The organism is Rhizobium sp. IBUN (assembly GCF_000510625.1).
GTDB lineage: Bacteria > Pseudomonadota > Alphaproteobacteria > Rhizobiales > Rhizobiaceae > Rhizobium > Rhizobium altiplani.
Genome location: NZ_AZNV01000007.1, coordinates 51,890 through 76,301 on the forward strand (window position 1 = coordinate 51,890; position 24,412 = coordinate 76,301).

A 24,412-nucleotide genomic window follows, 5' to 3' on the forward strand; every position below is an offset into this window, starting at 1 on the left:
GACGTCACAAAGCTGGGCATAAGGGCCGCGTCCATGAAGTGAGCCGCGCGGCGATTGTGCATATCATCACAGAGATAGCTAGGGTAGTGCATAGCCCAAGCCGCGCAAGAACGAGACATCGGTCTGGTGCACGACGGATGCTGGCCTTGCGGTAGCCGTTCAGTCTACTGCGCGCCGATCACGATGTCGTCGCGGATCAGGTCCGAAAGTTCCCGTTCATCCGTGACGCCGAGTTCGATCCATTGGAGCAAGCTGTTTGCCTTTCGGCGTGCTTCAACACTTCCGGTGTGATGTCCATGTTCGTCGCACCAGCACTCCAGGATGCGATCGATCAGGTCGGTGATTTTCGATGTCAGCATCGGTCGGTGCCACGAAATCCATTGCATCGGCCCGTCTCCCTTCGAGACTGGAGCCTATGTGCAGCTGCATCGGCGTGGCAACCTCTCTAATATAAGAATCCACTCATATTGCGCTCCTAAACGCCGCTGCGTTGCAAAATGGCAATAGTCGGTGCGTCGGACTAGCGCCGAAAAGGATCAAATTTCGGCTCTCCGAGGCTCGGAAACGTCGTTGAAATCGAAGCCAACGGTGTGCGATTGTGGAAGGGAGATATGTCGGCGGATGGGATCGGAAGATGCCCGATCTGAGAGATAGGTGACGTTTTGTACCGGAGACATGGGTAACACTTTTCGCTTTTGGCGGGAGGTGTTGATGCCGTGGAGAGAGACTTCGGTGATGGAGGAACGTCTACGATTTGTCGCCTGCCTGCTGGAGGGCGAAGGCATGAGCGATGTGTGCCGGGAGTTCGGCATCTCGCGCAAGACCGGCTACAAAATCTTCAATCGCTACGAGGACGACGGCCTGGAGGCGCTGACGGATCGGTCTCGACGGCCGGTGCGTTACGCCAACCAGTTGCCCGAGCCGGTCGAGGCAATGATCGTGCGGCTCAAGAAGGAGAAGCCGCATTGGGGTGCCAGGAAGATCAGAGAACTGCTGGTGAAGTGTCTGGCCGGCGATGTGCGCGTGCCGTCGAAGAGCGGTGCTTGACCGGCACGGGCTGGTCGCTCATGCCCGCCAGCGGCACCCTTATCGGGCAGAAGGAACGTCCTTATCACGGGCCCTTTCGCCGAACGACCTGTGGTGCGCCGACTTCAAGGGCGAGTTCAAACTCGGCGATGGCCGCTACTGTTACCCGCTGACGGTCACCGACCAGGCGTCATGCTACCTGCTTGCCTGTGAAGCCTTCGAATCGACAAAGGAGGTGGGGGTTGTTCGAGGCGTTCCGCCGATTGTTTGCCGAACATGGCCTGCCAAGCGCGATCCGCAGTGACAACGGCCTGCCGTTCGCCAAGCCCAACGGCCCCTACGATCTGTCGAAGCTGTCAGTCTGGTGGCTGCGGCTCGGCATCGCGCTCGAGCGCATCAGGCCGGGCCATCCGCAAGAGAATGGCCGGCATGAGCGCATGCACCTGACGCTGAAGAAAGAGGCGACCAGGCCACCTGGCAGAAATATCCTGCAGCAACAGGCCCGCTTCGATGCGTTCGTCAGCGAATTCAATACCGAGCGGCCGCATGAAGCCCTGGCGATGAAGGTGCCGCTCGATCTCTACACGCCATCGGCGCGCCGATATAACGGGCTGCCGGAGATCGATTATCCGTTCCACGACCGTGACGCGCTGGTGACCCATTGCGGCCGCATCTGCATCTACCGCAAGACGATCAACATCTCGACCGTGCCGGCCGGACAGAAACTGGGAATCAAGGAGGTCGACGACGGCATTTGGCTCGTCAGCTTCATGCACTATGATCTCGGATATATCGACCTCGAGCAGAGGACCTTGCAAACCATCGGCAACCCGTTCGGCACGAGGTTGTCACCCATGTGGTAGGTACGTTTTGTTACCTATGTCTCCGGGCTGGACAAGAAAGAACTGGTGGGCCCGGAGGGACTCGAACCCCCAACCAAGCGGTTATGAGCCGCCGGCTCTAACCATTGAGCTACAGGCCCGGCGACAGCATGGCTGCCGTGTCCGGCGCAATGGTTCCCCGGAACGGGTTTCGCTCTAACGCAATTCTTGAGCGCTCACAAGGGACTGCCGCAATAGCTTCACAATCAATCGGCAAGACGGCAATCGAGACTTCACAATCAGGGAGTTAAACACCGTGCTGCCGAACACCAGAACCATTGCCTTCAGCCTTTTGCTTGGCCTTCCGATCGCCACCATCGCGTTGCCGACACTGGCTGCTGATTCGCAGCCGCGCGAGGCCGTGATCTCCGTCAGTGGCGAGGGACAGGCGAGCGTCGCGCCCGACATGGCGGTGCTCAACCTTTCCGTCGTGAAGCAGGCAAAGACCGCACGCGAAGCGCTCGACGAAAACAACAAGTCGATGACTGATGTCCTGGCGGCGCTGAAAAAGGCAGGCATCGCCGAGCGCGATCTCCAGACGTCGGGCTTTTCAGTGCAGCCGCAATTCACCTACCCGCAATCCAACGATGGTCAGCCACAGCAGCCGCAGTTGGTCGCTTACCAGGTCTCCAACTCCCTGAGCGTGCGCGTCCGCGACCTGTCCAAGCTGGGCGCCATCCTCGACGAAGCCGTCACGCTCGGTGTCAATCAGGGTGGCGACATTCAATTCACCAACGACAAGCCGGAAAAGGTGATGGAGGAGGCTCGCAAGAATGCCGTCGCCAATGCCATCGAGAAGGCGAAGACGCTGGCCGGGGCAGCTGACGTGAAGCTCGGGCGCGTGATCGAGATCAGCGAGACGTCGCCGCGTCCACAGCCGGTGCCGGTCGCTCGGGCCGCCATGATGAAGGCCGCGGCAGACTCAGCCGTCCCGGTCCAGGGCGGTGAAACCAGCTACAACATCACCGTCAACATGACGTTCTCGATCACGCAGTGATCCTCCAACAGTTCAGAAATCTCTAATTTTGACGCCGGGTGGCCGTTGATATTCTCTGCAATATCAATGGCCTGTTTGTTTCTTGTCGGGCGCGGTGGAGCCGATACGCCGATAAAGGGCTTTATCACGCGTATATTACACTATAACATCGATCGTGTTTTCGGCCTCGCAGGGGAATCTTGAGTTCTGTTTCCCGAGCTCTGCCGGCCGAAGAGGAGGAATGGCACTAGCCCCCAAAGAGGAGACAGACATGACGAATGCCTTGCCGCCGCTTCACGATGGACATGCCCCGTTCACCCTTCAGGAACTCTTCCGCGAAGCACTCTACGCCTTCGAAGAGTGGGATACGGAGCTCACCGAGCCGATTGTCACTTTCGAGGGACGTGTTGTTCCCATCAGCCAGGTCTTCGAGGCGATGCGCCACTGCGACGACATCGTTCCGATGAACATCGTCGGAGCCGTCACAGAACGGCTTACCAAACCCTGGGAGGGCGAAGGACCGCTCGACCAGATGAGTTTTTCGACGGCTGCCCGCGTCATGGGCGTCCTCGTCCGCAAGCGTCTGCTTGCCAATGGCACGGCTGACATTGTCGCCGTTGCAGAACAGCCAGCCGAGCGCCGCTCCGGCAACTGAACGGTTGGATTGCGGTCGTAGGGCCGCAATCCCGCTTCCCGTATAAAACTTGCTATGGTTCGAAGGCTTCCTTGAGGCCGACGCTCTTGCGTTCGCGCAGGTCGAGATCGGCCTCGATATGCGCAATGTGGTGCAGCATCAGCCTGCATGCCTCGTCGAGATCGCTCCGCTCGATCGCGACGAGGATGTCGCCGTGCTCGGAATGGCCGCAACTCGATATGGTCGATTGGCCGTAGAGGGCGATCACCAGCGATGAGCGGGCAACAAGCTCATCCATGAAACGCTGCATGATGGCGTTGCCGGATATGGCAGCAAGCGTCAGATGGAAGTCGCCTGATGCCTTGATCTCGGCACGCCGGGCCGTCTGGCCGCGCTCGCCCATCAGGCGGCCTTCCTCGAGCAGCAATTGCCTCAGATGCTGGATTTGCGAAGGCGTGATTCTGGCCGCGGCCTCCCGCAAGATCCCTGGCTCCACGAGACGGCGGGCGGCAAAGATCTGGCGCGCCTCATCGGGCGAGGGGTAGGCGACGAAGGCGCCACGATTCTTTTCGACGCTGACCAGACCTTCATAGGAAAGAGCCTGCAAGGCGGCGCGCGCAAGCGTGCGACTGACATTGAACAAGTTGCCGACATCGCTTTCAGACAGCTTCGTTCCCGGTGACAGACGCCGCTCGACGATCGCATCGCGGATCGCGTCGCGGATTTTTTGTGTGCCTGTATCGGCTGGATCCTCTGCAGTCTGCAGGGCCGTTGCGGTGGGCTTCATGAACACAAATACCTTTTGATCGGGAAATGATATCTGCGTTTCCCGTAAAAGTTAAACGGAATTTGCGCGCAAAGTGAAGGCTAAATTGTATACGATATTTTGCACGAATTGCAGACGATGGCCTATTTTGTGTGCATGTGACGCCGCTGCCTGAATTTTGATATATGGCGTTGCATCGATCGGAAGTCTTTGATTTCCGGACGTTTTGTGCGCCGCAAAAGAAACTGGCACGGCAGATGCATTGTCTTTCTCAAACAGGGGAAGACCAATGTCGAAAGCCGCAGAGATCGATATCGTATCCGTTTCCAAGGTGTATGGCGCCACGACGGCGGTCCATTCCATCAGCCTGAAGATTCCGGCCGGCTCCTACTGCTGCTTTCTCGGGCCTTCCGGCTGCGGCAAGACCTCGACGCTGCGCATGATCGCCGGGCACGAAAGCATTTCCTCAGGCGATATCAGGCTCGGGAATACCGTCGTCACCGATTTTCCGCCGGCCAAGCGCGGTACCGCAATGATGTTCCAGTCCTATGCGCTCTTCCCGCATCTTGATCTCATCGACAACGTCGCCTTCAGCCTGAAAATGAAGGGCGTCGAGAAGGAGGACCGGCGCGCCAAGGCGCTTGACATGTTGAAGCTGATGCAGATGGACGCCTATGCGACGAGGCGACCGGCACAGCTCTCTGGCGGCCAGCAACAGCGTGTGGCGCTGGCGCGCGCGCTGATCACAGATCCCGAAGCGCTGCTGCTCGATGAACCGCTCTCAGCCCTCGATCCCTTCCTGAAGATCCGCATGCGTGCGGAGCTGAAGAAGCTGCAGAAGAGTCTCGGCATCACCTTTGTGCACGTGACGCACAGCCAGGAAGAGGCGATGGCGCTCGCCGATATCATCGTCATCATGAACGACGGCAAGATCGAGCAGGCGGCAACGCCGCGCAAGGTCTTCGAGGAGCCGGCCACCGCCTTCGTCGCTCGCTTCATGGGCGATCACAATGTTCTTTCCGGCCGCGTTGTGTCTTCAAATGGCGGTGTCACTACGCTCGAGGTTCCGGAAGGGCAGACCTTCTCGGTGCGCGGCAACGGCAAGCATGCCGGCGAGAGCGTCGATATCGGCGTCCGCACGGATCGTGTGCGCCTCGAAAAGGCTTCCGACAAGACGCTCGGCTTCAACGGTGTCGTCTCCAATATCGAATATCGCGGCGCCTCGGTGAAGCTCACGGTGGCCGGCGCGGGCAGTGACGACTTCACTGTTATCGCGAGTGACGGCGATTATTTCGCCAAACCCGTATCGGTCGGCGATGCGGTGTCTCTGAGATGGGCTCTGGAGGACGCGGTCCTCCTCGGCCGTGCATGAACCTCACCAGCAAAAAGAAGGGGAACTGACATGACAACTGAAAAGAAGACGACGAAGACTGAGGTCGGGATTTCCCGCCGCAGCCTGCTGAAAACTGGCGCCGCCGCGCTCGGCGCTGCTGCAGGCTCGGGCCTCATCACCGGCTTCCCGACGATCTGGGCGCAGTCCAACATCACGCTACGCCAGTTCGGCACCGGTGTTTCCAACATTAACGCCATTGCCGAGCAGTGCAAGAAGGACCTCGGCATCACGCTGGAGATGACGGCGACCGATTCCGACGCCGCCGCCCAGCGCGCCGTGACGCAGCCTGACAGCTATGACATCGCCGACATCGAGTACTGGATCCTGAAGAAGGTTTACCCGACCGGCGTCATCCAGCCGATGGATGTGAAGAAGCTGAAGTACTACGACAAGGTCGTTCCGTTGTTCAAGAACGGCAAGCTGAAGCCGGACAGCGTCATCGCGCAGGGCACGGCGCCGCACACGGTCGGCTATGTCGAGAGCGCGGACGCCAAGACCTTCGCCAAGGGCGAAACCGAGCTCTTCACCATGATGCCGACGATCTACAATGCCGATACGCTCGGCATTCGTCCGGATCTCGTCGGTCGCGATATCACCACTTGGGCCGATATCATGGACCCAAAGTTCAAGGGCAAGACATCGATCCTCAACATTCCGTCGATCGGCATCATGGATGCCGCGATGATCATGGAAGCGCTCGGCAACATCAAATACGCCGACAAGGGCAACATGACCAAGGAAGAGATCGACAAGACGATCGAGTTCCTTATCAAGGCCAAGCAGGACGGCCAGTTCCGCGCCTTCTGGAAGAGCTTCGACGAGTCGGTCAACCTGATGGCCTCCGGCGAAGTCGTCATCCAGTCCATGTGGTCGCCGGCTGTCGCGGCCGTCCGCTCCAAGGGCATCGCCTGCAAGTATCAGCCGCTCAAGGAAGGCTACCGCTCGTGGGGCGGCGGTCTCGGCCTTGCCTCGCACCTCAAGGGCGCGCAGCTCGACGCGGCCTATGAATACATCAACTGGTACACGTCGGGCTGGGTCGGCGGCTACCTCAACCGCCAGGGCTACTACTCGGCCTGCATGGACACCGCCAAGAACTTCATGACGGCTGACGAGTGGGGCTACTGGATCGAAGGCAAGGCCGCCCAGGGCGATATCCTCTCGCCTGAGGGCAAGGTCATGGAGAAGGCCGGCGCCGTTCGCGACGGTGGTTCGTTTGAAGAGCGCATGGGTCATGTGGCGTGCTGGAACTCCGTCATGGACGAAGACCGCTACATGGTTCGCCGCTGGAACGAGTTCATCGCTGCCTAAGGCAACCGCTTCTGCCAGGCCCTCTCCCCAGTTCCTTTGGGGGGGAGGGCGTCTATAACGGAGAGACCGGAAACATGGCGACGATCGCGTCTTCGCAGGCCGAGCACCAATCGGAACAGACAAGCCGCCGACGGATCGGATGGCCGACATGGGCAGCCTCTTATCTGCAGGCGACGCCGCTAATCCTCATTCTCGGTTTCTTCTTCATCCTGCCGATCGCCATGATCGCCGTCGTTAGTTTCTGGGACTACGACTTCGCCGGTCTCTACCCTGATTTCCTGACCATGAACTACACCGACACGCTCGGTTCATGGGTCACCTGGAAGACCTATCTCAACACATTGAAATTCACGGTGATCGTCTGGAGCCTGACACTCTTCATCGGCTTCTGGGTCGCCTATTTCCTCGCCTTTCATATCCGGCGCACGTCGACGCAGATGATCCTGTTTCTGGTCTGCACAGTGCCGTTCATGACCTCCAACATCATCCGCATGATCTCGTGGATCCCGGTGCTCGGCCGCAACGGTCTGGTCAACTCCGCGCTGGTGCAGATGGGCATCGTGCCGCAGCCGATCGAATGGCTGCTCTATTCCGATTTCGCCGTGGTTCTCGCCATGGTGCATCTCTACACACTCTTCATGGTGACGCCGATCTTCAACACGCTGATGCGCATCGACCGGTCGCTGTTCGAGGCGGCGCGAGACGCCGGGGCCACGGGCTGGCAGATCCTCTGGAATGTCGTGTTGCCGCTGGCAAAGCCCGGTATCGCGATCGGTTCGATCTTCGTCGTCACCCTCGTCATGGCCGACTTTTCGACCGTGCAGGTCATGTCCGGTGGCCAGAGCGCTTCGGTCGCGCTGATGATGAAGAACCAGATGTCGCTGCTGCAGTATCCGGCCGCTGCCGCGAATGCCGTCGTGCTTCTGATCGTTGTCCTGATGATGGTCGCCGCCATCCTGCGCGTCGTCGATATTCGGAAGGAGCTTTGAGATGAACCACGAGAAGCGCACCTTTGAATTCTACGTGCTCGCTGCCTTCTTCTTTGTCTTCGTGCTGTTCCTCTACGGACCACTCTCGGCGGTCCTGATCCTGTCCTTCCAGGGGCCAGACGGGGGCCTAACATTCCCGCTGAATGGCGTTTCCGTTCACTGGTTCTACAATCTCTTCGAGAAGCAGGCAGTCGGGGATTTCGGCGCATCCTTCCGCCGCTCGTTCACGCTCGGGCTGATGGTGATGGTGGTCACCGTAGTCGTCTCGCTGTTGGCCGGCCTGGCGTTCCGCCGCCGCTTCCGGGGCGCGACCGTGCTTTTCTACGCAACGGTCGCGAGCCTGGTGGTTCCGTCGATCATCATTTCGCTCGGGATCGGCGTGGTCTTCCAGCAGGGCGGCCTTAAGCCTGCCTGGTACTCGTCCGCCTTCGGCGCGCACCTGACATGGACGCTGCCCTTTGGCGTGCTGATCATGTTTGCCGTCTTCAACCGGTTTTCGCCAGCCTACGAAGAAGCTGCGCGCGATCTTGGCGCGAATTCGTGGCAGACCTTTCGTCATGTCGTGTTGCCGATGATTGCCCCCAGCCTGATCGGTGTCGGCCTGTTCGGGTTCACGCTCTCTTACGACGAGTTCGCCCGCACGCTGATGACGTCAGGAAGTTACAACACGTTGCCGCTCGAAATCTACGGCATGACCACCAACGTCACCACGCCGGTGCTCTATGCGCTCGGCACGGTCACGACGTTGTTTTCCTTCACCATCATCCTCGTCGCGCTCGGCATCATGCTCATGCTGCGTCGGCGCCAGGCAAAGGTAAGCTAACCCCTAATGCGCATTCTTCTGGTCAATCCCAATACGACTGAAACCATGACCGACAAGGCCGCCTTTGCTGCCTGCGCGGTCGCGGCGTCCGGCACCGCCATCATTGCCGCCACCTCACGCATGGGGCCGGTATCGATCGAAGGACATTATGACGGAGCGCTCGCAATCCCGGGACTTCTCAGCGAACTCAAGGAGCGGGCTGGCGAATACGATGCCGCCATCATCGCCTGCTTCGACGACACGGGACTAGATGCGGCGCGCAGCTTTGCCGACGTGCCGGTGCTTGGGCTCTGCGAATCTGCGGTCGCCACCGCAGGCTTCCTGGCGCAGCGATTTACCGTCGTGACGACGCTGGAGCGTTCGCGCGTCCTGATCGACAACCTCGTGCGGCGCTACGGCATGGGAGGCCGCGCGAAGGTGCGCGCCTCCGATATTCCGGTTCTTCAGCTCGAAGATCCCGCCTCGGGTGCTATCGGCAAGCTCCGGGCCGAGATCGAGCGTGCTCTTGCTGAGGATGGCGCCGAAGCGATCGTGCTTGGTTGCTCCGGGATGACTGATCTGGCTCGCGAGCTGCAGGATATCTACGGCGTGCCCGTTGTCGACGGCGTAGCCGCGGCGGTGAAGCAGGCGGAAGCGCTGGTGTCACTTGGGCTGTCGACCAGCAAGCGCGGCTCCTACGCGTCGCCGCTGGCCAAGCCCTTTACAGGCGCGATGAGTGTTTTTGCGCCGATGCGGGCAGCAGGCTGACCTGTGACGGCGATACCTGTTCGACGATCCGTGACCGTTTCGAAATGCTGACGCCCCAATTGTAAGCTTCCGGGCAGCGCCACGATTCCGCTTTACTTTTCACCTCCGCTTGCATTTGTTCAAACAAAAGCATTGCAGGAGAGGAAGCACACGTGACCATGCCGGACGACGACCTTAAGCGGATTGCAGAACAGGAGAAGGTGCTGAGTTTCGACACCTTCGATCTCACGACAGCATGGCAGCTCGGCAGGCTCCTGCAGGAACTTGGAACCGAGCGCGGCCTCGGGATCGCGATCGACATTACGCTGCATTCGATGCCCGTCTTCTATGCGGCACTGCCCGGTGTCACGCCCGACAACGTCCAGTGGGTGCGGCGCAAGCGCAATCTGGTGCTGCGCTACTTCAAGAGCAGCTACGCGATCGGTCTCGATCTTAAGGAGAAGGGCAAGACGGTTGCCGACAATGGTCTTTCGGATGCCGACTATGCGCCGCATGGCGGCAGCTTTCCGATCAATGTGAAGGGCACCGGCTGCATTGGCGCGGTCACCGTATCCGGCTTGCCGCAGCGAGACGACCACAATCTTGCGGTCGAGGCGCTGGCATTGATGCTGGCGAAAGACATCGACGCCCTTCGCCTGGCGTGATTGCTGTTTCACCTGGCGTGTCTTGGCACGCCAGGTTTACGCTGCGAGCGATCGGATGGGGAGGACGGCTTCAGTTGGACCCAATCGAGGTATGCGAAGCCCCCATCAACGGCAGCCGCTCAGTTCGAGCCGAAGACAACGTCTTCCAACCACGGGTTAGAGAACCTCCGTTCCGGATCCATCCTGTCGCGAAGACGGACAAACTCGGCAAGCTTTTCATATTTGGCGCCGATGTTGCGCTCCGTAAAGACCTTGCCCCAATGCGGCAGGGCTGCGAAGGGCGAGAGTGCCTGCTCGATATGCCCCACGGCCGCATTCACGGCCTCCTGATCCCGAACCCAGGTAAAGTGGAACGACAGCGTATCGCGGTGATACTGAGGACTGAGCCATAGCTCGTCCGCCGCGACAGTCCGGAGTTCGCCCGCTTGCACCAAGTGGGCAAATTTATCGCGGATCGACAGCAGCGCTTCGATCGCTGCCGCGCCGTGTTTGCGTGGAAGGTGGAACTCGGACTGTATCTCTTCGCCATTGCTGGGCGTGAAGCCCATCTTGAAGTGCGGGAGCCTGTCGGACCAGCGGCCATATTGCCCCAACTGATCCGTGGAGTTTTGCGCGTCCAATTCGCTTATGGGGTGCCTGTTGACCATCGCGCGTGTTGCGCCGTGGATGTCGGCCGGCCAGTCCTCGGCGGACGCAGTTCTCTTGACCCAAATCGATCCTGCTTGTTGACCCCATTGCGTGAACACGCTGACGCTGTAGCCCAAGGCCATTATCTCATCGAGGTTGGCCAAAAGCTTGTCCCAGGCCAATCCTTCGTAGACGCACTGTGCGACCTGAAACTCCGGCTGAACGTCAAGCGTCACGCGCGTTACGACGCCAAGCGCGCCCAAATGCACCACCATGCCCGCGAAATCGGCATCGCCGCGGGTCACCTTCACGAGGCGGCCGTCGCCTGAGACGATTTCCAATCCCGAGACCGCTGTCGCCAGATTGCCGTTCCGGTCGCCTGAGCCATGCGTTGCCGTGGCAATCGCGCCAGCAATGGAGATGTGGGGTAGGGAGGCTAGATTGTGTACGGCAAGACCATGGCCATGGAGCAAAAACGCAAGCTCGCCATAGGTGCAATGACCGCCAACGGAAACCTGTCTCCCATCGCCTTCGATGACGGGGTCGATTGGCACATCGGCAAGCGACAGGGCAACTTCGCCATCGGCGATCGCATTGAATGAGTGGCTTGACCCCACCGTCTTTATCTTTGGCGCTCGCATCACGACTTCGCGGACCGCTTCCACCGAAGACGGATAGAGGCAGTCTCGAAAGCCATAGTGAAAGCTTCCCGCCCAGTTAGCCTTTGGAACCCGCGTCATAACAAAACCTCGCGCTTCTCTATCGCACAGCCATTCCAACGACGTACTTTGCGCCGCTGTGCCGGGTCTCCGCTCAAGTTATGGCGTCGACGCGACGCCACTTGATGATCGAGCGCCACTGAAGCGGCGCTCGCTCTATATCAGATCTTGCCGCCCGCCTCGGGAATGACCTTGGTTAGGCTTCCCGTTGCGGGAAAGAGGGGGATCAGGCAGGCCTGCAGGGCGTGGTAGATGTCGCCCTTGCCGGGGAACAGGCTGTGTGAGGGTACCAGATTTTCCGTCAGCTCCTCGTGCCAACCGCCATTCTTGTGGTCGATGAAGGCGCGTTCGATCACGTTCCAGATCCTGCGGTAATATTCCTCGTGGTAGTCGCTTGGCAGGTGCTCATTGAGGAAGTGCGCGGCGGCAGCGCCCTCGCAGGCCGGCCACCACAGCTTGTTGCGCTTGGCCGGCTTGTCTTCCCAGTCGAGTGTATAGAAGAAGCCGCCCTTGTCGTCGTCCCAACCGAGGGCGATCGACTGCGAGAACAGGCTCTTCGCCGCATCTGGCATCCACTCCTGCTTCTTGCCGCCAAGCACCCAGAGTTGGAGAAGGAGGCGCGCCCACTCCAGCCAATGACCAGGAGTAGTGCCTGCCGGGCGGAACATTTCGTTCGGATGATAGTAATCCTTGTCGAGGCCCCAATCGGTGGTGAAGTGCTCGGCAACGCGCCAACCGACGGAGCCGGCGGCTCGACGAATGACGAGATCAGCAATGCTTTCAGCCTTGGCGAGATAGTCGCGGTCGCCGGTTGCCTCGAAGGCCGCCATCAGCGCTTCGGTCAAATGCATGTTGGAGTTCTGGCCACGGTAGTTGCCGCCGTCGAGAGCCTGCCAGTCGGCGGTGAACTCTTCGGCAATGGCGCCGTGCTTGGCTTCCCAGAACTTGGTATTCAGGACCTCGGCAATATCGGCAAGCATGCCGTCGGCAAGCGGATGGCCGACCGTCTTGGCGGAGGACGCTGCGAGCAGGACGAAGGCGTGGCCATAACCCTGCTTGTTTGAATCGACGGGGCCCTTGTCATCGAGCGACCAGAAGTAACCGCCGTTCTTGGTGTCACGGTGATGGTTCCAGATGTACTGCATGCCATGATCCACGACGTCGGAGGCGCCGGGACGGCCGAGCAGCGTGCCGATCGCAAAGCAATGAACGGCGCGTGAGGCTATGTGGATCGGACGGACCTGACCGGCGGCATTGAGCGGTTTGCCGGCATCGTCGAGATCGAAGAAGCCGCCTTTCGGGTTGACGGAGTTGTGCTGGAAGAAATCGAAAAGGCCGTTTGCCTGTGCGAGAAGCCAATTGCGGTGGTAGGCGCGGGTGGTCCAGTTTCCAAGCGCGGCGTCGCCGATTGCTAGTACCATGATACTCCTCCAATTTCGTGCACAAAGCCTTCGTAACCGCCTATATAGGGGTCGCCCGAGTCTGTCATCTGCCCAGCGCCGCAAAGGCGCCACATGATGGGCATATATTGACATAAAGATATCTTTATGTGATTTGACCAATTGGCCTGTAACGACGTCAAGGAGTCCGCCCGTGTTTGATACTCTGTTTAGTCCCGAAGGGACAAAGCGCGACGGTAGCGAAGTGTTTGCGGCGCTCAAGAAAGCTGCCAGTGAGCGTATCCTCGTTCTTGACGGCGCCATGGGCACGCAGATCCAGGGGCTTGGCTTCGACGAAGACCATTTTCGTGGTGATCGCTTCATCGGTTGTGCCTGCCATCAGAAGGGCAACAACGACCTGCTGATCCTGACGCAGCCGGATGCGATCGAAGAGATCCATTACAAATACGCAAAGGCCGGCGCCGATATTCTGGAGACCAACACCTTTTCGTCGACCCGCATCGCACAGGCCGACTATGCGATGGAAGGCGAAGTCTATGCGCTTAACAAGGAGGGCGCCGAGATCGTGCGCCGCGCCGCGATCCGTGCTGAGCGCGAGGACGGCCGTCGTCGTTTCGTCGCCGGTGCCATCGGCCCGACGAACCGCACCGCGTCGATTTCGCCCGACGTCAACAATCCGGGCTTCCGCGCCGTCAGCTTCGACGACCTGCGCATCGCTTATGGCGAGCAGATCGACGGCCTGATCGATGGTGGCGCCGATATCATCCTCATCGAGACGATCTTCGACACCTTGAATGCGAAGGCCGCGATCTTTGCCTGCGAGGAGCGCTTCGAGGCGAAGGGCATCCGCCTGCCGGTCATGATCTCGGGCACGATCACCGATCTTTCTGGCCGTACCCTGTCCGGCCAGACGCCGTCGGCGTTCTGGAACTCGGTGCGGCACGCCAACCCGTTTACGATCGGCCTGAATTGCGCACTCGGCGCCAACGCCATGCGTCCGCACTTGCAGGAGCTGTCGGGCGTTGCCGATACCTTCATCTGCGCCTATCCGAATGCTGGCCTGCCGAACGAGTTCGGCCAGTATGACGAGACGCCGGAACTGATGGCGGCGCAGATCGACGAGTTTGCACGCGAAGGCCTCGTCAACATCGTTGGCGGCTGCTGCGGCTCGACGCCTGAACATATCAAGGCGATCGCTGAGGTGGTGGCGAAGTACAAGCCGCGCCCGATTCCCGAGCATCGCCCCTTCATGTCGCTGTCGGGTCTCGAACCGTTCGAGCTGACCAAGGACATTCCCTTCGTCAACGTCGGTGAGCGCACCAACGTCACGGGTTCCGCCAAGTTCCGCAAGCTGATCACCAATGCCGACTACACGGCAGCGCTCGATGTGGCACGCGACCAAGTTGAAAACGGCGCGCAGATCATCGACATCAACATGGACGAGGGCTTGATCGATTCCGAAAAGGCGATGATCGAGTTTCTGAACCTGATCGCCGCCGAACCGGATATCGCTCGCGTGCCTGTGATGATCGACTCCTCGAAGTTCTCGATCATCGAGTCCGGCCTGAAGCGTGTCCAGGGTAAGCCGATCGTCAACTCGATCTCGCTCAAGGAAGGCGAAGAGAACTTCCTGGCGCAGGCGAAGCTGCTGCACGCTTATGGCGCGGCCGTCGTGGTCATGGCCTTCGATGAGACGGGGCAGGCAGACAGCTACGAGCGCAAGGTCGAGATCTGCACGCGCGCCTACAAGATCCTGACTGAAAAGGCGGGCTTCCCGTCTGAGGACATCATCTTCGATCCGAACGTCTTTGCTGTCGCGACCGGCATCGAGGAGCATAACAACTATGGCGTCGACTTCATCGAGGCGACGCGGACGATCCGTAAGACGATGCCGCTGGTGCATATTTCGGGCGGCGTCTCGAACCTGTCCTTCTCGTTCCGTGGCAACGAGCCGGTGCGCGAGGCGATGCACGCCGTGTTCCTTTACCACGCCATCCAGGCGGGGATGGACATGGGCATCGTCAATGCCGGTCAGCTGGCGGTCTATGACAATATCGACCCGGAGCTGCGCGAAGCCTGCGAAGACGTCGTGCTGAACCGCCGCGCCGACGCGACCGAGCGGCTGCTTGAAGTGGCAGAGCGTTATCGTGGTGCCGGCACCCGGGAAGCGAAGGTGCAGGATCTCACCTGGCGCGAATGGCCGGTCGCAAAGCGGCTGGAGCATGCGCTGGTCAACGGTATCACCGAATATATCGAAGCCGACACCGAGGAAGCCCGTCAGCAAGCGGAGCGGCCGTTGCATGTCATCGAGGGCCCGCTGATGGCCGGCATGAACGTGGTCGGCGATCTCTTCGGCTCCGGCAAGATGTTCCTGCCGCAGGTCGTCAAGTCGGCGCGCGTGATGAAACAGGCGGTCGCGGTACTCCTTCCCTACATGGAAGAGGAGAAGCGACTGAACGGCGGCGACGAGCGCAAGGCTGCCGGCAAGATCCTGATGGCGACCGTGAAGGGCGACGTCCACGATATCGGCAAGAACATCGTCGGTGTCGTTCTCGCCTGCAACAATTACGAGATCATCGATCTCGGTGTCATGGTGCCGGCAACGAAGATCCTCGAGACTGCCGTCGCCGAGCAGGTGGATGTCATCGGCCTCTCCGGCCTGATTACCCCGTCGCTCGACGAAATGGTGCATGTCGCCGCTGAAATGGAACGTCAGGGACTGGACCTGCCGCTCTTGATCGGTGGCGCGACGACCAGCCGTGTCCACACGGCGGTCAAGATCCACCCGGGCTACAACAAGGGCCAGACCGTCTATGTGACGGATGCCAGCCGCGCGGTCGGCGTCGTTTCCTCGCTGTTGTCACCTGAAGGTCGCGACGGTTATGTGGCCGACATCCGCGCCGAATATGCGAAGGTCGCTGCAGCGCACGCCCGCAGCGAGGCGGAGAAGGTGCGCCTGCCGCTGGCACGTGCCCGTGAAAATGCCGCTGCGGTCGACTGGGCGGCCTACAAGCCGACAAAGCCGAGCTTCCTCGGCACCAAGGTATTCGACGGCTACGATCTTGCCGAGATCGCCAAGTACATCGACTGGACGCCGTTCTTCCAGACCTGGGAGCTGCGTGGGCGGTTCCCGGCAATTCTCGAAGACGAAAAGCAGGGCGAGGCGGCTCGCGCGCTGTGGGCCGACGCGCAGGCCATGCTGAAGAAGATCATCGACGAGAAGTGGTTCAACCCGCGCGCCGTCATCGGCTTCTGGCCGGCGAACGCGGTCGGCGACGATATCCGGCTGTTCAAGGACGATAGCCGCAAGGAGGAGCTTGCCACCTTCTTTACGCTGCGCCAGCAGCTTTCGAAGCGCGATGGCCGGCCGAACGTCGCATTGTCGGACTTCGTGGCGCAAGCCGACAGCGGCATTCACGACTATGTCGGCGGCTTCGTCGTTTCAGCCGGTATCGAAGAGATCGCTATCGCGGAACGCTTCGAACGTGCGAACGACGACTATTCGTCGATCCTCCTGAAGGCGCTGGCCGATCGCTTCGCGGAGGCCTTTGCGGAATGCATGCACGAGCAGGTTCGTCGCGAATATTGGGGTTATGCCAAGGATGAGCATTTCTCCAACGAGCAGCTGATCAGCGAGGAATATGCCGGTATCCGTCCGGCGCCGGGCTATCCGGCGCAGCCCGATCACACCGAAAAGAAGACGCTGTTTGCTCTGCTCGATGCCGAAAAGGCTGCCGGCGTGCAGCTCACCGAGAGTTATGCGATGTGGCCGGGTTCGTCTGTCTCCGGCATCTACATCGGCCATCCCGAATCCTACTACTTCGGCGTCGCCAAGGTGGAGCGGGACCAGGTCGAGGACTACGCAGCCCGGAAGGGCATGGACGTAGCCGAGGTCGAACGTTGGCTTGGACCGGTCCTCAACTACGTACCGCGCAAGCGTGACGAGGAAATCGAGGACGCTGCCTGATCGGCGGCGTCTTCAGTATTTGATTCAAGGACCAGATGGATTGATTCAGCTCTTGGTCGCAATGCGCTGAATCTGAATCGAAAATCGCCTCAGGCGCTGGGTGTCAACTCGACAAGCAACGCCGTGGTGTCGTCGCTCTGCTTGTAGCGTGGATAGCGGAGCCCTTCGGGATCAATCGCGCGTTCGAAGCGCCGAAGTTCGTCGAGCATCGGTCGCAGACCCTTGGCGAGTGCAGTGCGCACCAAGCTTGTAGAATCATAGGTCGCGTAAAGGACCGCGAGGTCTGAAAAACCGTCGCTGCAGACGATGGCGTGCGCTTTGCGCCTGATATCCAGCCGCTCTGAAACCAGATGATCGGCCGCCTCCGGCACGAGGCCGAGGGTCCAGACGCCGCTTGCCGGCGTGTTCTGGCGCTCTCGGTGCTGGCGCAATAGGGCGAGCGTTTCGGAATTGCCGAGCGCGCCACCTTCCTTGGTAATGCCGCCCGTGCGTGCAATGTGCTTTCGCGCCTGGTTCTGTTCATACTCATAGGCACCGGGAATCGCCATGTGCATCGCTGCCGAGCCGTCTTCCTGCAACAGAAAGAGGCAGGAGTCGCCAAGGCCGACGAAGTGGAAACCGTCGCGCGTGTGGTGCAACATGGCAAAGGCGGTCAGCGGCCACGCGTAGCGTGGGACGCTCTCGTTGTGGGCTAAGAACTCCGTGCGGGCTGCCAGAGACAGGCTGCGAGCAATCTCCGAGACGCTGCTGTCACGGGTAATCCGATCCTGAAAGCCACGGGCGAAGTGCTGGGCGATCCAGGCGGCGTCGCTACCTTCCTCATCCATATATTGGCGATCGCCGAGGCCCGTCGCACCGTCGATTACGAAAGCGCAGGCGTCGTTATGGCCGAAGCTGTCGTCGTTCGGCTTTGCGGGATTGCCGGGATCGGAGATGGTGTCGAGGATCGTGATGCGACTTGTCATGGGTGCCATCAATAGACGGGCATTGCCGTCCATTCAATGCGACAAGGAATCACGACGGACCGATCGTCAGTTCGGCGACAAAATCATAGGCATCCCCGCGGTAGAGCGAGCGGGTGAATTCGACCGCGCGTCCCGAACCAAGGTATGAAATACGCTCGATCGACAGCCCTGCGGCGCCGACGGGAACGCCGAGAAGATGAGCATCGACCTCTTTCATGTTGGTCGCCGAAATTCTCTGCACCGCGCGGACGGGCCGGACCTGGCGACGCTCGAGCTCCTCATAGAGCGACGTTGTCACCACGAAAGGATCGGGCAGGAACTCGCCGGAAACACTGGCATTTTCGATGGCCAGCGGCTGGTCGTCGGCGATGCGCAATCGGCTGAGGCGTGAGACCCTGACATCGGTCGCGAGACCGAGAATCATCATTTCGTCGGGAGAGGGCGTGTGGATGCCCTTGTGCAGCCATTCGGAGCGGGAGGTCATGCCGCGACGGGCCATATCCTCCGTAAAGGAGGTGAGCTGCGAGAGGCGCTGTTCGACCTTCGATACCGGCTTTGTCACGAAGGTGCCGGAACCGTGGCGGCGGATGAGCAACCCGTCCGCGACAAGCTCATCGATCGCTTTGCGCACGGTCACCCGGCTGACGGTCGCCAGTTCCGCGATGTCGCGCTCAGGCGGCAGGGCATCGCCATGACTGAGCGTGCCAGTGCGAATGGCATCTTCCAGCGTGCGGCGCAGCTTTACATAAAGCGGGCCTGTGCCGCCGGCTTGAAGACGTTCGGGGGAAAGGAGGCTTGCAAAATCGTCGGTCATGCCGCGCCTCTTCCTTCCTCGTGGAGAAACTTCACTGCGAGATCAATGGCGCCCTGCAGGACGTCGCCCTTCGGCTCACGCAGCAGGACAGCGTGACGTTCAGCAAGCCATGGACGATAGGCCTTTGCCAGTCCGCCCAACAGGCAGATCACCTCGCATTCCGGCCAGAGCAACGCATCCAGGCTCTCGCCGATCGAGGCTGCTGCGTTCTGCACGATCGCCGTCGCGACCGAGTCGCCCTTGGCAGCGGCCTCGAACACAACGGGCGCGTAGCGGGCGAAGTCATTCGGGCGGGAGACGTGGGCGAACTCGACGACGCGCTCAGGATCGTCGCCATATTCAGCCATGACGGTCTGGGTGACCGGGGAGGAGGGGCGCACCCCGTCATGGGCCAGCAAAGACTGCTCCAGCAGGTCCCGGCCGAGGCGAGCGCCACTAGCCTGGTCGCCGATGACGAATCCCCAGCCGCCAATGCCGTAGAGCTTTCCGTTGCGGCGCGCATTGTAGACCGAGCCCGTTCCGAACGCTCCAATCACACCGTCGGAATCGCCGAGCGCTCCTTGGAGTGCCGTCGTCGCATCTGTTACGACACGGCGCCGGGCAAAAGGCAGGGCACGCTCGATGCGTTCGGCATAGTCGCCCACATTCGCGCCGGCGACGCCGACGACGGCAGAGACGCTGGAAACGGTTTCAGAGGAAAGGCCGGCGTCGTTCAACGCGTTTTCGGCTGACGCTACGATGTTGAGCAGCGAGTTTTCGAGGTCGGACAGGATGTTCGACGGGCCGGCCGTGCCACGGCCCAGAATGCGCCCTGTCGCATCCGTGACTGCGGCGCGGCAGCTGGAGCCTCCGCCGTCAATGCCGATCGCAAGTTCTGTCATTGAACCACCAAATCCGCCCATTCCGCTTGTTTTCACTACAATACCAAAAAAATACCATTTACCAAGTCAAAAGCGTGGCGAAAAATCATCTTTTTATCTATATGATTTTTATGAATAAAATTTTTTTGACGACTTTTCTGTCGTTCGAGTGTTAAAATCGGCTGGACAATTGGTATTTTTTTGGCCTTAATTCAACTCAAGGGAACAGCGCATCGAGCAGCGATAAACGGCAGGATAGAGATAAGCCGGATCACTCGATGAAATGCAGATCCGGCCGTAGCGACGCCGTCGCTCTCGATCCGTTCATTTGCCGTCAGCTTTCCCTTTCATGGCTGCGCCGGATCGGTTTCTTGTTCGGGTGCGCCGTCTGGTCGACAGGTGTTATCTGTCGCGCCGATTTTGAGCTTTCGGGCCGGCAGCTGCTGACGGCTCTCGAGTGGCGTTGCGTGTCACCTCATTCACGCGAACGCTGGTTTCAGGTCAGGAACAGCGCCTCACCGGCGCATAAAACAGGAGAGGGAAATGAAGAACACCGCACTTAGAGGCTTCCTGCTGGCGTCCAGCCTGCTGACATCAGTGGGCTTTGCTCATGCCGCCGACGTTACGCTGACGGTCGAGAGCTGGCGTAACGACGACCTGCAGATCTGGCAGGAAAAGATTATCCCGGCGTTCGAAGCCAAGAACCCCGGCATCAAGATCGTCTTCTCGCCGACCGCGCCGACCGAGTACAACGCTTCGCTGAACGCCAAGCTCGATGCCGGCTCCGCCGGTGATATCATCACCTGCCGGCCGTTCGACCCTTCGCTCGGAATCTTTGATAAGAAGCAGCTCGCCGATCTGACGAGCCTGCCGGGCATGGAGAACTTCTCGCCCGTCGCCAAGGCCGCCTGGACAACCGATGACGGCAAGTCCACCTTCTGTGTGCCGATGGCCTCGGTCATCCATGGCTTCATTTACAACAAGGATGCCTTCGACAAGCTCGGCATCTCCGTTCCGAAGACCGAAGAGGAATTCTTCGCCGCCCTCGACAAGATCAAGGCGGACGGCACCTACATTCCGCTCGCCATGGGCACGAAGGATCTCTGGGAAGCCGCAACCATGGGCTACCAGAACATCGGTCCGAACTACTGGAAGGGCGAAGACGGTCGTCTGGCGCTGATCTCAGGCAAGCAGAAGCTGACCGATCCGGAATGGGTCCAGCCTTTCGAACAAATCGCCAAGTGGAAGCCCTATCTCGGTGACGGTTTCGAAGCCCAGACCTATTCGGACAGCCAGAACCTCTTTACGCTCGGCCGCGCCGCCATCTACCCGGCCGGTTCCTGGGAAATCTCGCTGTTCAACAGCCAGGCCCAGTTCAAGATGGGCGCTTTCCCGCCGCCGGTTCCGAAAGCTGGCGACCAGGGCTACATCTCCGACCATCCGGATATCGCTGTCGGCCTGAACGCCAAGAGCACCCATGCCGAGGAAGCCAAGAAGTTCCTCACCTGGGTCGCCTCGCCGGAATTCGCCGAAATCTACGCCAACTCGTTGCCGGGCTTCTTCAGCCTGAACTCGACGCCGGTGAAGATGGCTGATCCGCTGGCCCAGGAATTCGTTTCCTGGCGCGGCCCGTTCAAGTCGACGATCCGCTCGACGTACCAGATTCTGTCGCGTGGTACGCCGAACCTCGAAAACGAAACCTGGGTTGCTTCGGCGAACGTCGTCAACGGCACCGTGACGCCAGCCGATGCCGCCAAGAAGCTGCAGGACGGCCTCGACAGCTGGTTCAAGCCTGCCAAGTGATTGAGATGTGAGGGGCGGCGTTAGCCGTCCCTCATCCCGGCTCAAAGCCAATTTCGTATCCGCTCTTTTTCTCCCCGCCGTCTTCGAAAGCCGAAGGGCGGGGAGATGACTAGAGGGAAAGGGCGTTCTGCCCGTTGTGTCAGACGCGCTGCGCCATAGGTGCAGCTAAGAAGAACAGGCAAAAGCCATGAGCGTAGCCGAATCCGCTGTCGATGTTGTTCCCATAAAGCGCCCTGTGCGCTGGCACGTCGGCGTCTTTCTCTTCCCGGCATTTGTCGTTTATTCGGCGATCATGATCCTGCCGCTGATCGAAACGCTGAGGCTTTCGTTCTACAACACTGTCGACGGTGCGCCTGTCTTCGTCGGGCTCGCGAACTACAAGGTGTTGTTTGGCGATGCGCGCTGGGCACACGACTTCTGGAACGCGCTGGTCAACAACTTCATATTCTTCGTCATTCACATGTGCGTGCAGAACCCGATCGGCATCGCGCTGGCGGCGCTTCTGTCGACGCCACGGCTGCGGTTCGTCGCGTTCTACCGCACCGCAATCTTCCTGCCGACGCTGCTTTCCTTCGTGATCGTCGGCTTCATCTGGAAGCTCATCCTTTCGCCGATCTGGGGCGTTGCCCCGTGGCTGATGAGCCTTGTCGGCATGAAGAGCCTGTTCGCGCCGTGGCTAGGGCAGTCCGGGTCGGCGCTGATTGCCGTGTCGCTGATCTCGAATTGGCAGTACATCGGCATTCCGATGATGCTGATTTACGCTGCGCTGCTCAGTATCCCGGAAGAGGTGATCGAAGCTGCCGAATGCGACGGCATCACCGGCTGGGCTCAGTTCTGGAAGATCAAGCTACCGCTCATCCTGCCCGCCATAGGCATCATCTCGATCCTGACTTTTGTCGGCAACTTCAACGCCTTCGACCTGATCTACACCGTGCAGGGCGCACTTGCCGGGCCTGATATGTCGACCGACATCCTGGGTACGCTCCTCTACCGCACCTTCTTCGGTTTCCAGCTTCAGCTTGGCGACCGCTCGATGGGCGCCACGATCGCGACGGTGATGTTCCTGATCATCCTCGCCGGCGTGTCGTTCTACCTTTTTGCCATCCAGCGGCGCATGCGCCGGTACCAGTTCTGAGGAGTGTGCCATGTCCAACAGAGCACGCACATCCCCCATCCGCACCAGCTTCGTCCACCTGGCGCTCATCGGCTATACGCTGGTTGCCATCTTTCCAGTGTTCCTGACGATCATCAACTCGTTCAAAGACCGTAACGCGATCTTCCGCTCGCCGCTGCAGGTGCCGACGCCCTCGACCTTCAGTCTTGTCGGGTATCGAACAGTGCTGGGGCAGGGTGATTTCGCCACTTACTTCCAGAACAGCTTCATCGTCACCATCGTTTCGATCGCGCTGGTGCTGCTCTTCGGCGCGATGGCCGCCTTCGCGCTCTCCGAATACCGTTTCCGCGGCAACACGTTGACCGGCCTCTATATGGCGATCGGCATCATGATCCCGATCCGCCTTGGTACGGTCGCGATCCTGCAGGGCATGGTGGCCGCCGGTCTCGTGAACACGCTGACGGCGCTGATCCTCGTCTACACTGCGCAGGGCATTCCGCTGGCGATCTTCATCCTGTCGGAATTCATGCGGACCGTCTCCGACGACCTCAAGAATGCCGGCCGCATCGATGGGTTGTCGGAATATGCGATCTTCTTCCGGCTCGTCATCCCGTTGGTGCGCCCGGCAATGGCTACGGTTGCTGTCTTCACGATGATCCCGATCTGGAACGATCTCTGGTTCCCGCTGATCCTGGCGCCCGCTGAGGCGACGAAGACCGTCACCCTCGGGTCGCAGATTTTCATTGGGCAATTCGTGACCAATTGGAACGCCGTGCTTGCCGCGCTTTCGCTGGCGATCCTGCCGATCCTCGTTCTCTACGTCATCTTCTCGCGGCAGCTCATCCGCGGCATCACTTCGGGAGCGGTCAAGTGAGTTCGTCCGACAAGCCAATCCGCGTTCTCGTCGCCGGCCTCGGCAACATGGGACGCAGCCATGCGCTGGCCTATCACAACAATCCCGGTTTCGAGATTGTCGGGCTGGTCAATCGCTCGACGCCTGATCTGCCGGAGGAACTACGGGGCTACAAGATCTATTCGGATTTCAAGGCAGCCCTTGCCGAATTGACGCCGGATCTCTGTGCGGTCTGCACCTATTCGGACACGCATGCGGACTATGCGGTCGCTGCCTTCGAGGCTGGTTGCGACGTTTTCGTCGAGAAGCCGCTCGCAACAACCGTTGCGGATGCGGAGCGCGTCGTGGTGGCGGCGAAGAAGGCCGGCCGGAAATTGGTGATCGGCTATATCCTTCGCCACCATCCATCCTGGATGCGGCTGATCGAAGAGGCGCGCAAGCTCGGTGGGCCGTATGTGTTCCGCATGAATCTCAATCAGCAGTCCAGCGGTCCGACCTGGGAAACACATAAGTCGTTGATGCAGACGACCTCTCCGATCGTCGATTGCGGTGTGCATTATGTCGACGTCATGTGCCAGATCACGGACGCTAAACCGGTGGAAGTGCGCGGCATGGGACTGCGTCTATCGGACGAAATCGCGCCCGATATGTATAATTACGGCCAGCTCCAGGTGCTTTTCGAGGATGGTTCAGTCGGCTGGTACGAGGCCGGCTGGGGCCCGATGATCTCCGAGACGGCGTTTTTCGTGAAGGACATCATGTCGCCGAAGGGATCGGTCTCGATCGTGATGGATCCGAACGCCAAGTCCGACGATATCGACGCTCACACCAAGACTTCGGTCATTCGCCTGCACACGGCGGAGACAGGAACCGACGGCAAGTTCATACGGCCGGACCAGGACATAACGATGGCGGGAGAACCAGGCCATCAGGAACTCTGCGACCGCGAGCAGGCCTTCATGCTGAAGGCCATTCGCGAGGATATCGACCTTAACCGCCACATGGCAGACGCCGTCGCTTCGCTGCGCATCTGCCTCGCCGCCGACGAAAGCGTGCGTACCGGCCAAGCCGTCAAGCTCCAAGAGCCGGTCAAACTGTAAGGA

The 24,412-nt window shown here is 60.1% G+C and carries 20 protein-coding genes, 1 tRNA gene and 2 pseudogenes; 15 read left to right on the top strand and 8 right to left on the bottom strand.

Annotated features, from left to right (window positions below):
• Positions 1-164: 164 nt before the first annotated feature.
• Complete coding sequence (locus RHIBUN_RS0109000) at positions 165-386, bottom strand: hypothetical protein (RefSeq protein WP_018116593.1); 222 nt, start codon at positions 384-386, stop codon at positions 165-167.
• Positions 387-711: 325 nt separating this feature from the next.
• Here RHIBUN_RS0109000 and RHIBUN_RS33215 point away from each other — a divergent pair.
• Positions 712-1,889: pseudogene (locus RHIBUN_RS33215) on the top strand (integrase core domain-containing protein).
• 43 nt (positions 1,890-1,932) lie between these two features.
• Here RHIBUN_RS33215 and RHIBUN_RS0109010 read toward each other — a convergent pair.
• Positions 1,933-2,008, bottom strand: a tRNA-Ile gene (locus RHIBUN_RS0109010).
• 155 nt (positions 2,009-2,163) lie between these two features.
• Between RHIBUN_RS0109010 and RHIBUN_RS0109015 the strand changes: the two genes are divergently transcribed.
• Both RHIBUN_RS0109015 and RHIBUN_RS0109020 read left to right on the top strand, forming a co-directional pair.
• The gene (locus RHIBUN_RS0109015; RefSeq protein WP_018116586.1) at positions 2,164-2,904 is read left to right on the top strand and encodes an SIMPL domain-containing protein; all 741 of its coding nucleotides are present in this window, start codon (positions 2,164-2,166) and stop codon (positions 2,902-2,904) included.
• Positions 2,905-3,154: 250 nt separating this feature from the next.
• Positions 3,155-3,538, top strand: coding sequence for a hypothetical protein (locus tag RHIBUN_RS0109020; RefSeq protein WP_018116585.1), 384 nt, complete (start codon positions 3,155-3,157; stop codon positions 3,536-3,538).
• A 52-nt stretch (positions 3,539-3,590) separates the two neighbouring features.
• On the opposite strand, the gene RHIBUN_RS0109025 is transcribed toward RHIBUN_RS0109020, so the two are convergent.
• Positions 3,591-4,304 carry a GntR family transcriptional regulator gene (locus RHIBUN_RS0109025; RefSeq protein WP_025659328.1) on the bottom strand — a complete coding sequence of 238 codons (714 nt, stop codon included), beginning with the start codon at positions 4,302-4,304 and terminating at the stop codon, positions 3,591-3,593.
• A 268-nt stretch (positions 4,305-4,572) separates the two neighbouring features.
• Between RHIBUN_RS0109025 and RHIBUN_RS0109030 the strand changes: the two genes are divergently transcribed.
• The 7 genes and pseudogenes from RHIBUN_RS0109030 (at position 4,573) to RHIBUN_RS0109055 (ending at position 10,187) form a co-directional block, all read left to right on the top strand.
• Positions 4,573-5,655 carry an ABC transporter ATP-binding protein gene (locus RHIBUN_RS0109030; protein ID WP_018857136.1) on the top strand — a complete coding sequence of 361 codons (1,083 nt, stop codon included), beginning with the start codon at positions 4,573-4,575 and terminating at the stop codon, positions 5,653-5,655.
• Between the two features lie 30 nt (positions 5,656-5,685).
• Positions 5,686-6,984, top strand: a complete 1,299-nt coding sequence (locus RHIBUN_RS0109035; RefSeq protein ID WP_018116582.1) for a PotD/PotF family extracellular solute-binding protein — start codon at positions 5,686-5,688, stop codon at positions 6,982-6,984.
• A 74-nt stretch (positions 6,985-7,058) separates the two neighbouring features.
• Entirely contained in the window at positions 7,059-7,973 is a 915-nt protein-coding gene (locus RHIBUN_RS0109040) for an ABC transporter permease (RefSeq protein WP_018116581.1), read from the top strand.
• A 1-nt stretch (position 7,974) separates the two neighbouring features.
• Positions 7,975-8,796 carry an ABC transporter permease gene (locus RHIBUN_RS0109045; RefSeq protein WP_025659329.1) on the top strand — a complete coding sequence of 274 codons (822 nt, stop codon included), beginning with the start codon at positions 7,975-7,977 and terminating at the stop codon, positions 8,794-8,796.
• 6 nt (positions 8,797-8,802) lie between these two features.
• A complete protein-coding gene (locus RHIBUN_RS0109050; RefSeq protein ID WP_025659330.1) occupies positions 8,803-9,543 on the top strand; it encodes an aspartate/glutamate racemase family protein in 741 nt (246 codons plus the stop codon).
• Positions 9,525-9,608, top strand: a pseudogene (locus tag RHIBUN_RS37240) (flavin reductase family protein); the annotation flags it as partial. The gene RHIBUN_RS0109050 and the pseudogene RHIBUN_RS37240, both read left to right, overlap by 19 nt.
• An 87-nt stretch (positions 9,609-9,695) precedes the next feature.
• Positions 9,696-10,187, top strand: coding sequence for a heme-degrading domain-containing protein (locus RHIBUN_RS0109055; protein ID WP_025659331.1), 492 nt, complete (start codon positions 9,696-9,698; stop codon positions 10,185-10,187).
• Positions 10,188-10,306: 119 nt separating this feature from the next.
• On the opposite strand, the gene RHIBUN_RS0109060 is transcribed toward RHIBUN_RS0109055, so the two are convergent.
• Both RHIBUN_RS0109060 and RHIBUN_RS0109065 read right to left on the bottom strand, forming a co-directional pair.
• Positions 10,307-11,554 (bottom strand): D-arabinono-1,4-lactone oxidase, encoded by a 1,248-nt coding sequence (locus RHIBUN_RS0109060; RefSeq protein ID WP_025659332.1) that lies wholly within the window; start codon positions 11,552-11,554, stop codon positions 10,307-10,309.
• 140 nt (positions 11,555-11,694) lie between these two features.
• Positions 11,695-12,954, bottom strand: coding sequence for an AGE family epimerase/isomerase (locus RHIBUN_RS0109065; RefSeq protein WP_025659333.1), 1,260 nt, complete (start codon positions 12,952-12,954; stop codon positions 11,695-11,697).
• Positions 12,955-13,126: 172 nt separating this feature from the next.
• On the opposite strand from RHIBUN_RS0109065, the gene metH reads away from it, so the two are divergent.
• Positions 13,127-16,900, top strand: a complete 3,774-nt coding sequence (metH, locus tag RHIBUN_RS0109070; protein WP_025659334.1) for a methionine synthase — start codon at positions 13,127-13,129, stop codon at positions 16,898-16,900.
• An 89-nt stretch (positions 16,901-16,989) separates the two neighbouring features.
• Here the strand turns inward: metH and RHIBUN_RS0109075 are convergent, their stop codons facing one another.
• The 3 genes from RHIBUN_RS0109075 to RHIBUN_RS0109085 are packed head-to-tail and all read right to left on the bottom strand — an operon-like array spanning position 16,990 to position 19,560.
• A complete protein-coding gene (locus tag RHIBUN_RS0109075; protein ID WP_025659335.1) occupies positions 16,990-17,865 on the bottom strand; it encodes a protein phosphatase 2C domain-containing protein in 876 nt (291 codons plus the stop codon).
• Positions 17,866-17,914: 49 nt separating this feature from the next.
• A complete protein-coding gene (locus RHIBUN_RS0109080; protein WP_018857128.1) occupies positions 17,915-18,679 on the bottom strand; it encodes a GntR family transcriptional regulator in 765 nt (254 codons plus the stop codon).
• On the bottom strand, positions 18,676-19,560 hold the full coding sequence (locus RHIBUN_RS0109085) for an N-acetylglucosamine kinase (protein ID WP_025659336.1): 885 nt from the start codon (positions 19,558-19,560) through the stop codon (positions 18,676-18,678). Before RHIBUN_RS0109085 ends, RHIBUN_RS0109080 begins: the two co-directional genes overlap by 4 nt.
• 522 nt (positions 19,561-20,082) lie before the next feature.
• On the opposite strand from RHIBUN_RS0109085, the gene RHIBUN_RS0109090 reads away from it, so the two are divergent.
• From RHIBUN_RS0109090 to RHIBUN_RS0109105, 4 genes are all read left to right on the top strand, one after another.
• Complete coding sequence (locus RHIBUN_RS0109090; RefSeq protein WP_025659337.1) at positions 20,083-21,342, top strand: ABC transporter substrate-binding protein; 1,260 nt, start codon at positions 20,083-20,085, stop codon at positions 21,340-21,342.
• A gap of 187 nt (positions 21,343-21,529) precedes the next feature.
• The gene (locus tag RHIBUN_RS0109095; protein WP_018116212.1) at positions 21,530-22,477 is read left to right on the top strand and encodes a sugar ABC transporter permease; all 948 of its coding nucleotides are present in this window, start codon (positions 21,530-21,532) and stop codon (positions 22,475-22,477) included.
• A 10-nt stretch (positions 22,478-22,487) separates the two neighbouring features.
• On the top strand, positions 22,488-23,330 hold the full coding sequence (locus tag RHIBUN_RS0109100) for a carbohydrate ABC transporter permease (protein ID WP_018857125.1): 843 nt from the start codon (positions 22,488-22,490) through the stop codon (positions 23,328-23,330).
• Positions 23,327-24,409: a Gfo/Idh/MocA family oxidoreductase gene (locus RHIBUN_RS0109105; protein WP_018116401.1), complete on the top strand. Its 1,083-nt coding sequence runs from the start codon at positions 23,327-23,329 to the stop codon at positions 24,407-24,409. Before RHIBUN_RS0109100 ends, RHIBUN_RS0109105 begins: the two co-directional genes overlap by 4 nt.
• The last annotated feature ends 3 nt before the right edge of the window (positions 24,410-24,412 follow it).

Bases quoted from the DNA above. Each gene is read 5' to 3' on its own strand.
- RHIBUN_RS0109100 (WP_018857125.1), top strand. From the start codon at position 22,488: ATGTCCAACAGAGCACGCACATCCCCCATCCGCACCAGCTTCGTCCAC.
- RHIBUN_RS0109040 (WP_018116581.1), top strand. From the start codon at position 7,059: ATGGCGACGATCGCGTCTTCGCAGGCCGAGCACCAATCGGAACAGACA.
- RHIBUN_RS0109060 (WP_025659332.1), bottom strand. From the start codon at position 11,554: ATGACGCGGGTTCCAAAGGCTAACTGGGCGGGAAGCTTTCACTATGGC.
- RHIBUN_RS0109020 (WP_018116585.1), top strand. From the start codon at position 3,155: ATGACGAATGCCTTGCCGCCGCTTCACGATGGACATGCCCCGTTCACC.
- RHIBUN_RS0109080 (WP_018857128.1), bottom strand. From the start codon at position 18,679: ATGACCGACGATTTTGCAAGCCTCCTTTCCCCCGAACGTCTTCAAGCC.
- RHIBUN_RS0109045 (WP_025659329.1), top strand. From the start codon at position 7,975: ATGAACCACGAGAAGCGCACCTTTGAATTCTACGTGCTCGCTGCCTTC.
- RHIBUN_RS0109090 (WP_025659337.1), top strand. From the start codon at position 20,083: ATGAAGAACACCGCACTTAGAGGCTTCCTGCTGGCGTCCAGCCTGCTG.
- RHIBUN_RS0109050 (WP_025659330.1), top strand. From the start codon at position 8,803: ATGCGCATTCTTCTGGTCAATCCCAATACGACTGAAACCATGACCGAC.
- RHIBUN_RS0109075 (WP_025659335.1), bottom strand. From the start codon at position 17,865: ATGACAAGTCGCATCACGATCCTCGACACCATCTCCGATCCCGGCAAT.
- RHIBUN_RS0109035 (WP_018116582.1), top strand. From the start codon at position 5,686: ATGACAACTGAAAAGAAGACGACGAAGACTGAGGTCGGGATTTCCCGC.
- RHIBUN_RS0109000 (WP_018116593.1), bottom strand. From the start codon at position 386: ATGCAATGGATTTCGTGGCACCGACCGATGCTGACATCGAAAATCACC.
- RHIBUN_RS0109030 (WP_018857136.1), top strand. From the start codon at position 4,573: ATGTCGAAAGCCGCAGAGATCGATATCGTATCCGTTTCCAAGGTGTAT.
- RHIBUN_RS0109065 (WP_025659333.1), bottom strand. From the start codon at position 12,954: ATGGTACTAGCAATCGGCGACGCCGCGCTTGGAAACTGGACCACCCGC.
- RHIBUN_RS0109095 (WP_018116212.1), top strand. From the start codon at position 21,530: ATGAGCGTAGCCGAATCCGCTGTCGATGTTGTTCCCATAAAGCGCCCT.
- RHIBUN_RS0109025 (WP_025659328.1), bottom strand. From the start codon at position 4,304: ATGAAGCCCACCGCAACGGCCCTGCAGACTGCAGAGGATCCAGCCGAT.
- RHIBUN_RS0109085 (WP_025659336.1), bottom strand. From the start codon at position 19,560: ATGACAGAACTTGCGATCGGCATTGACGGCGGAGGCTCCAGCTGCCGC.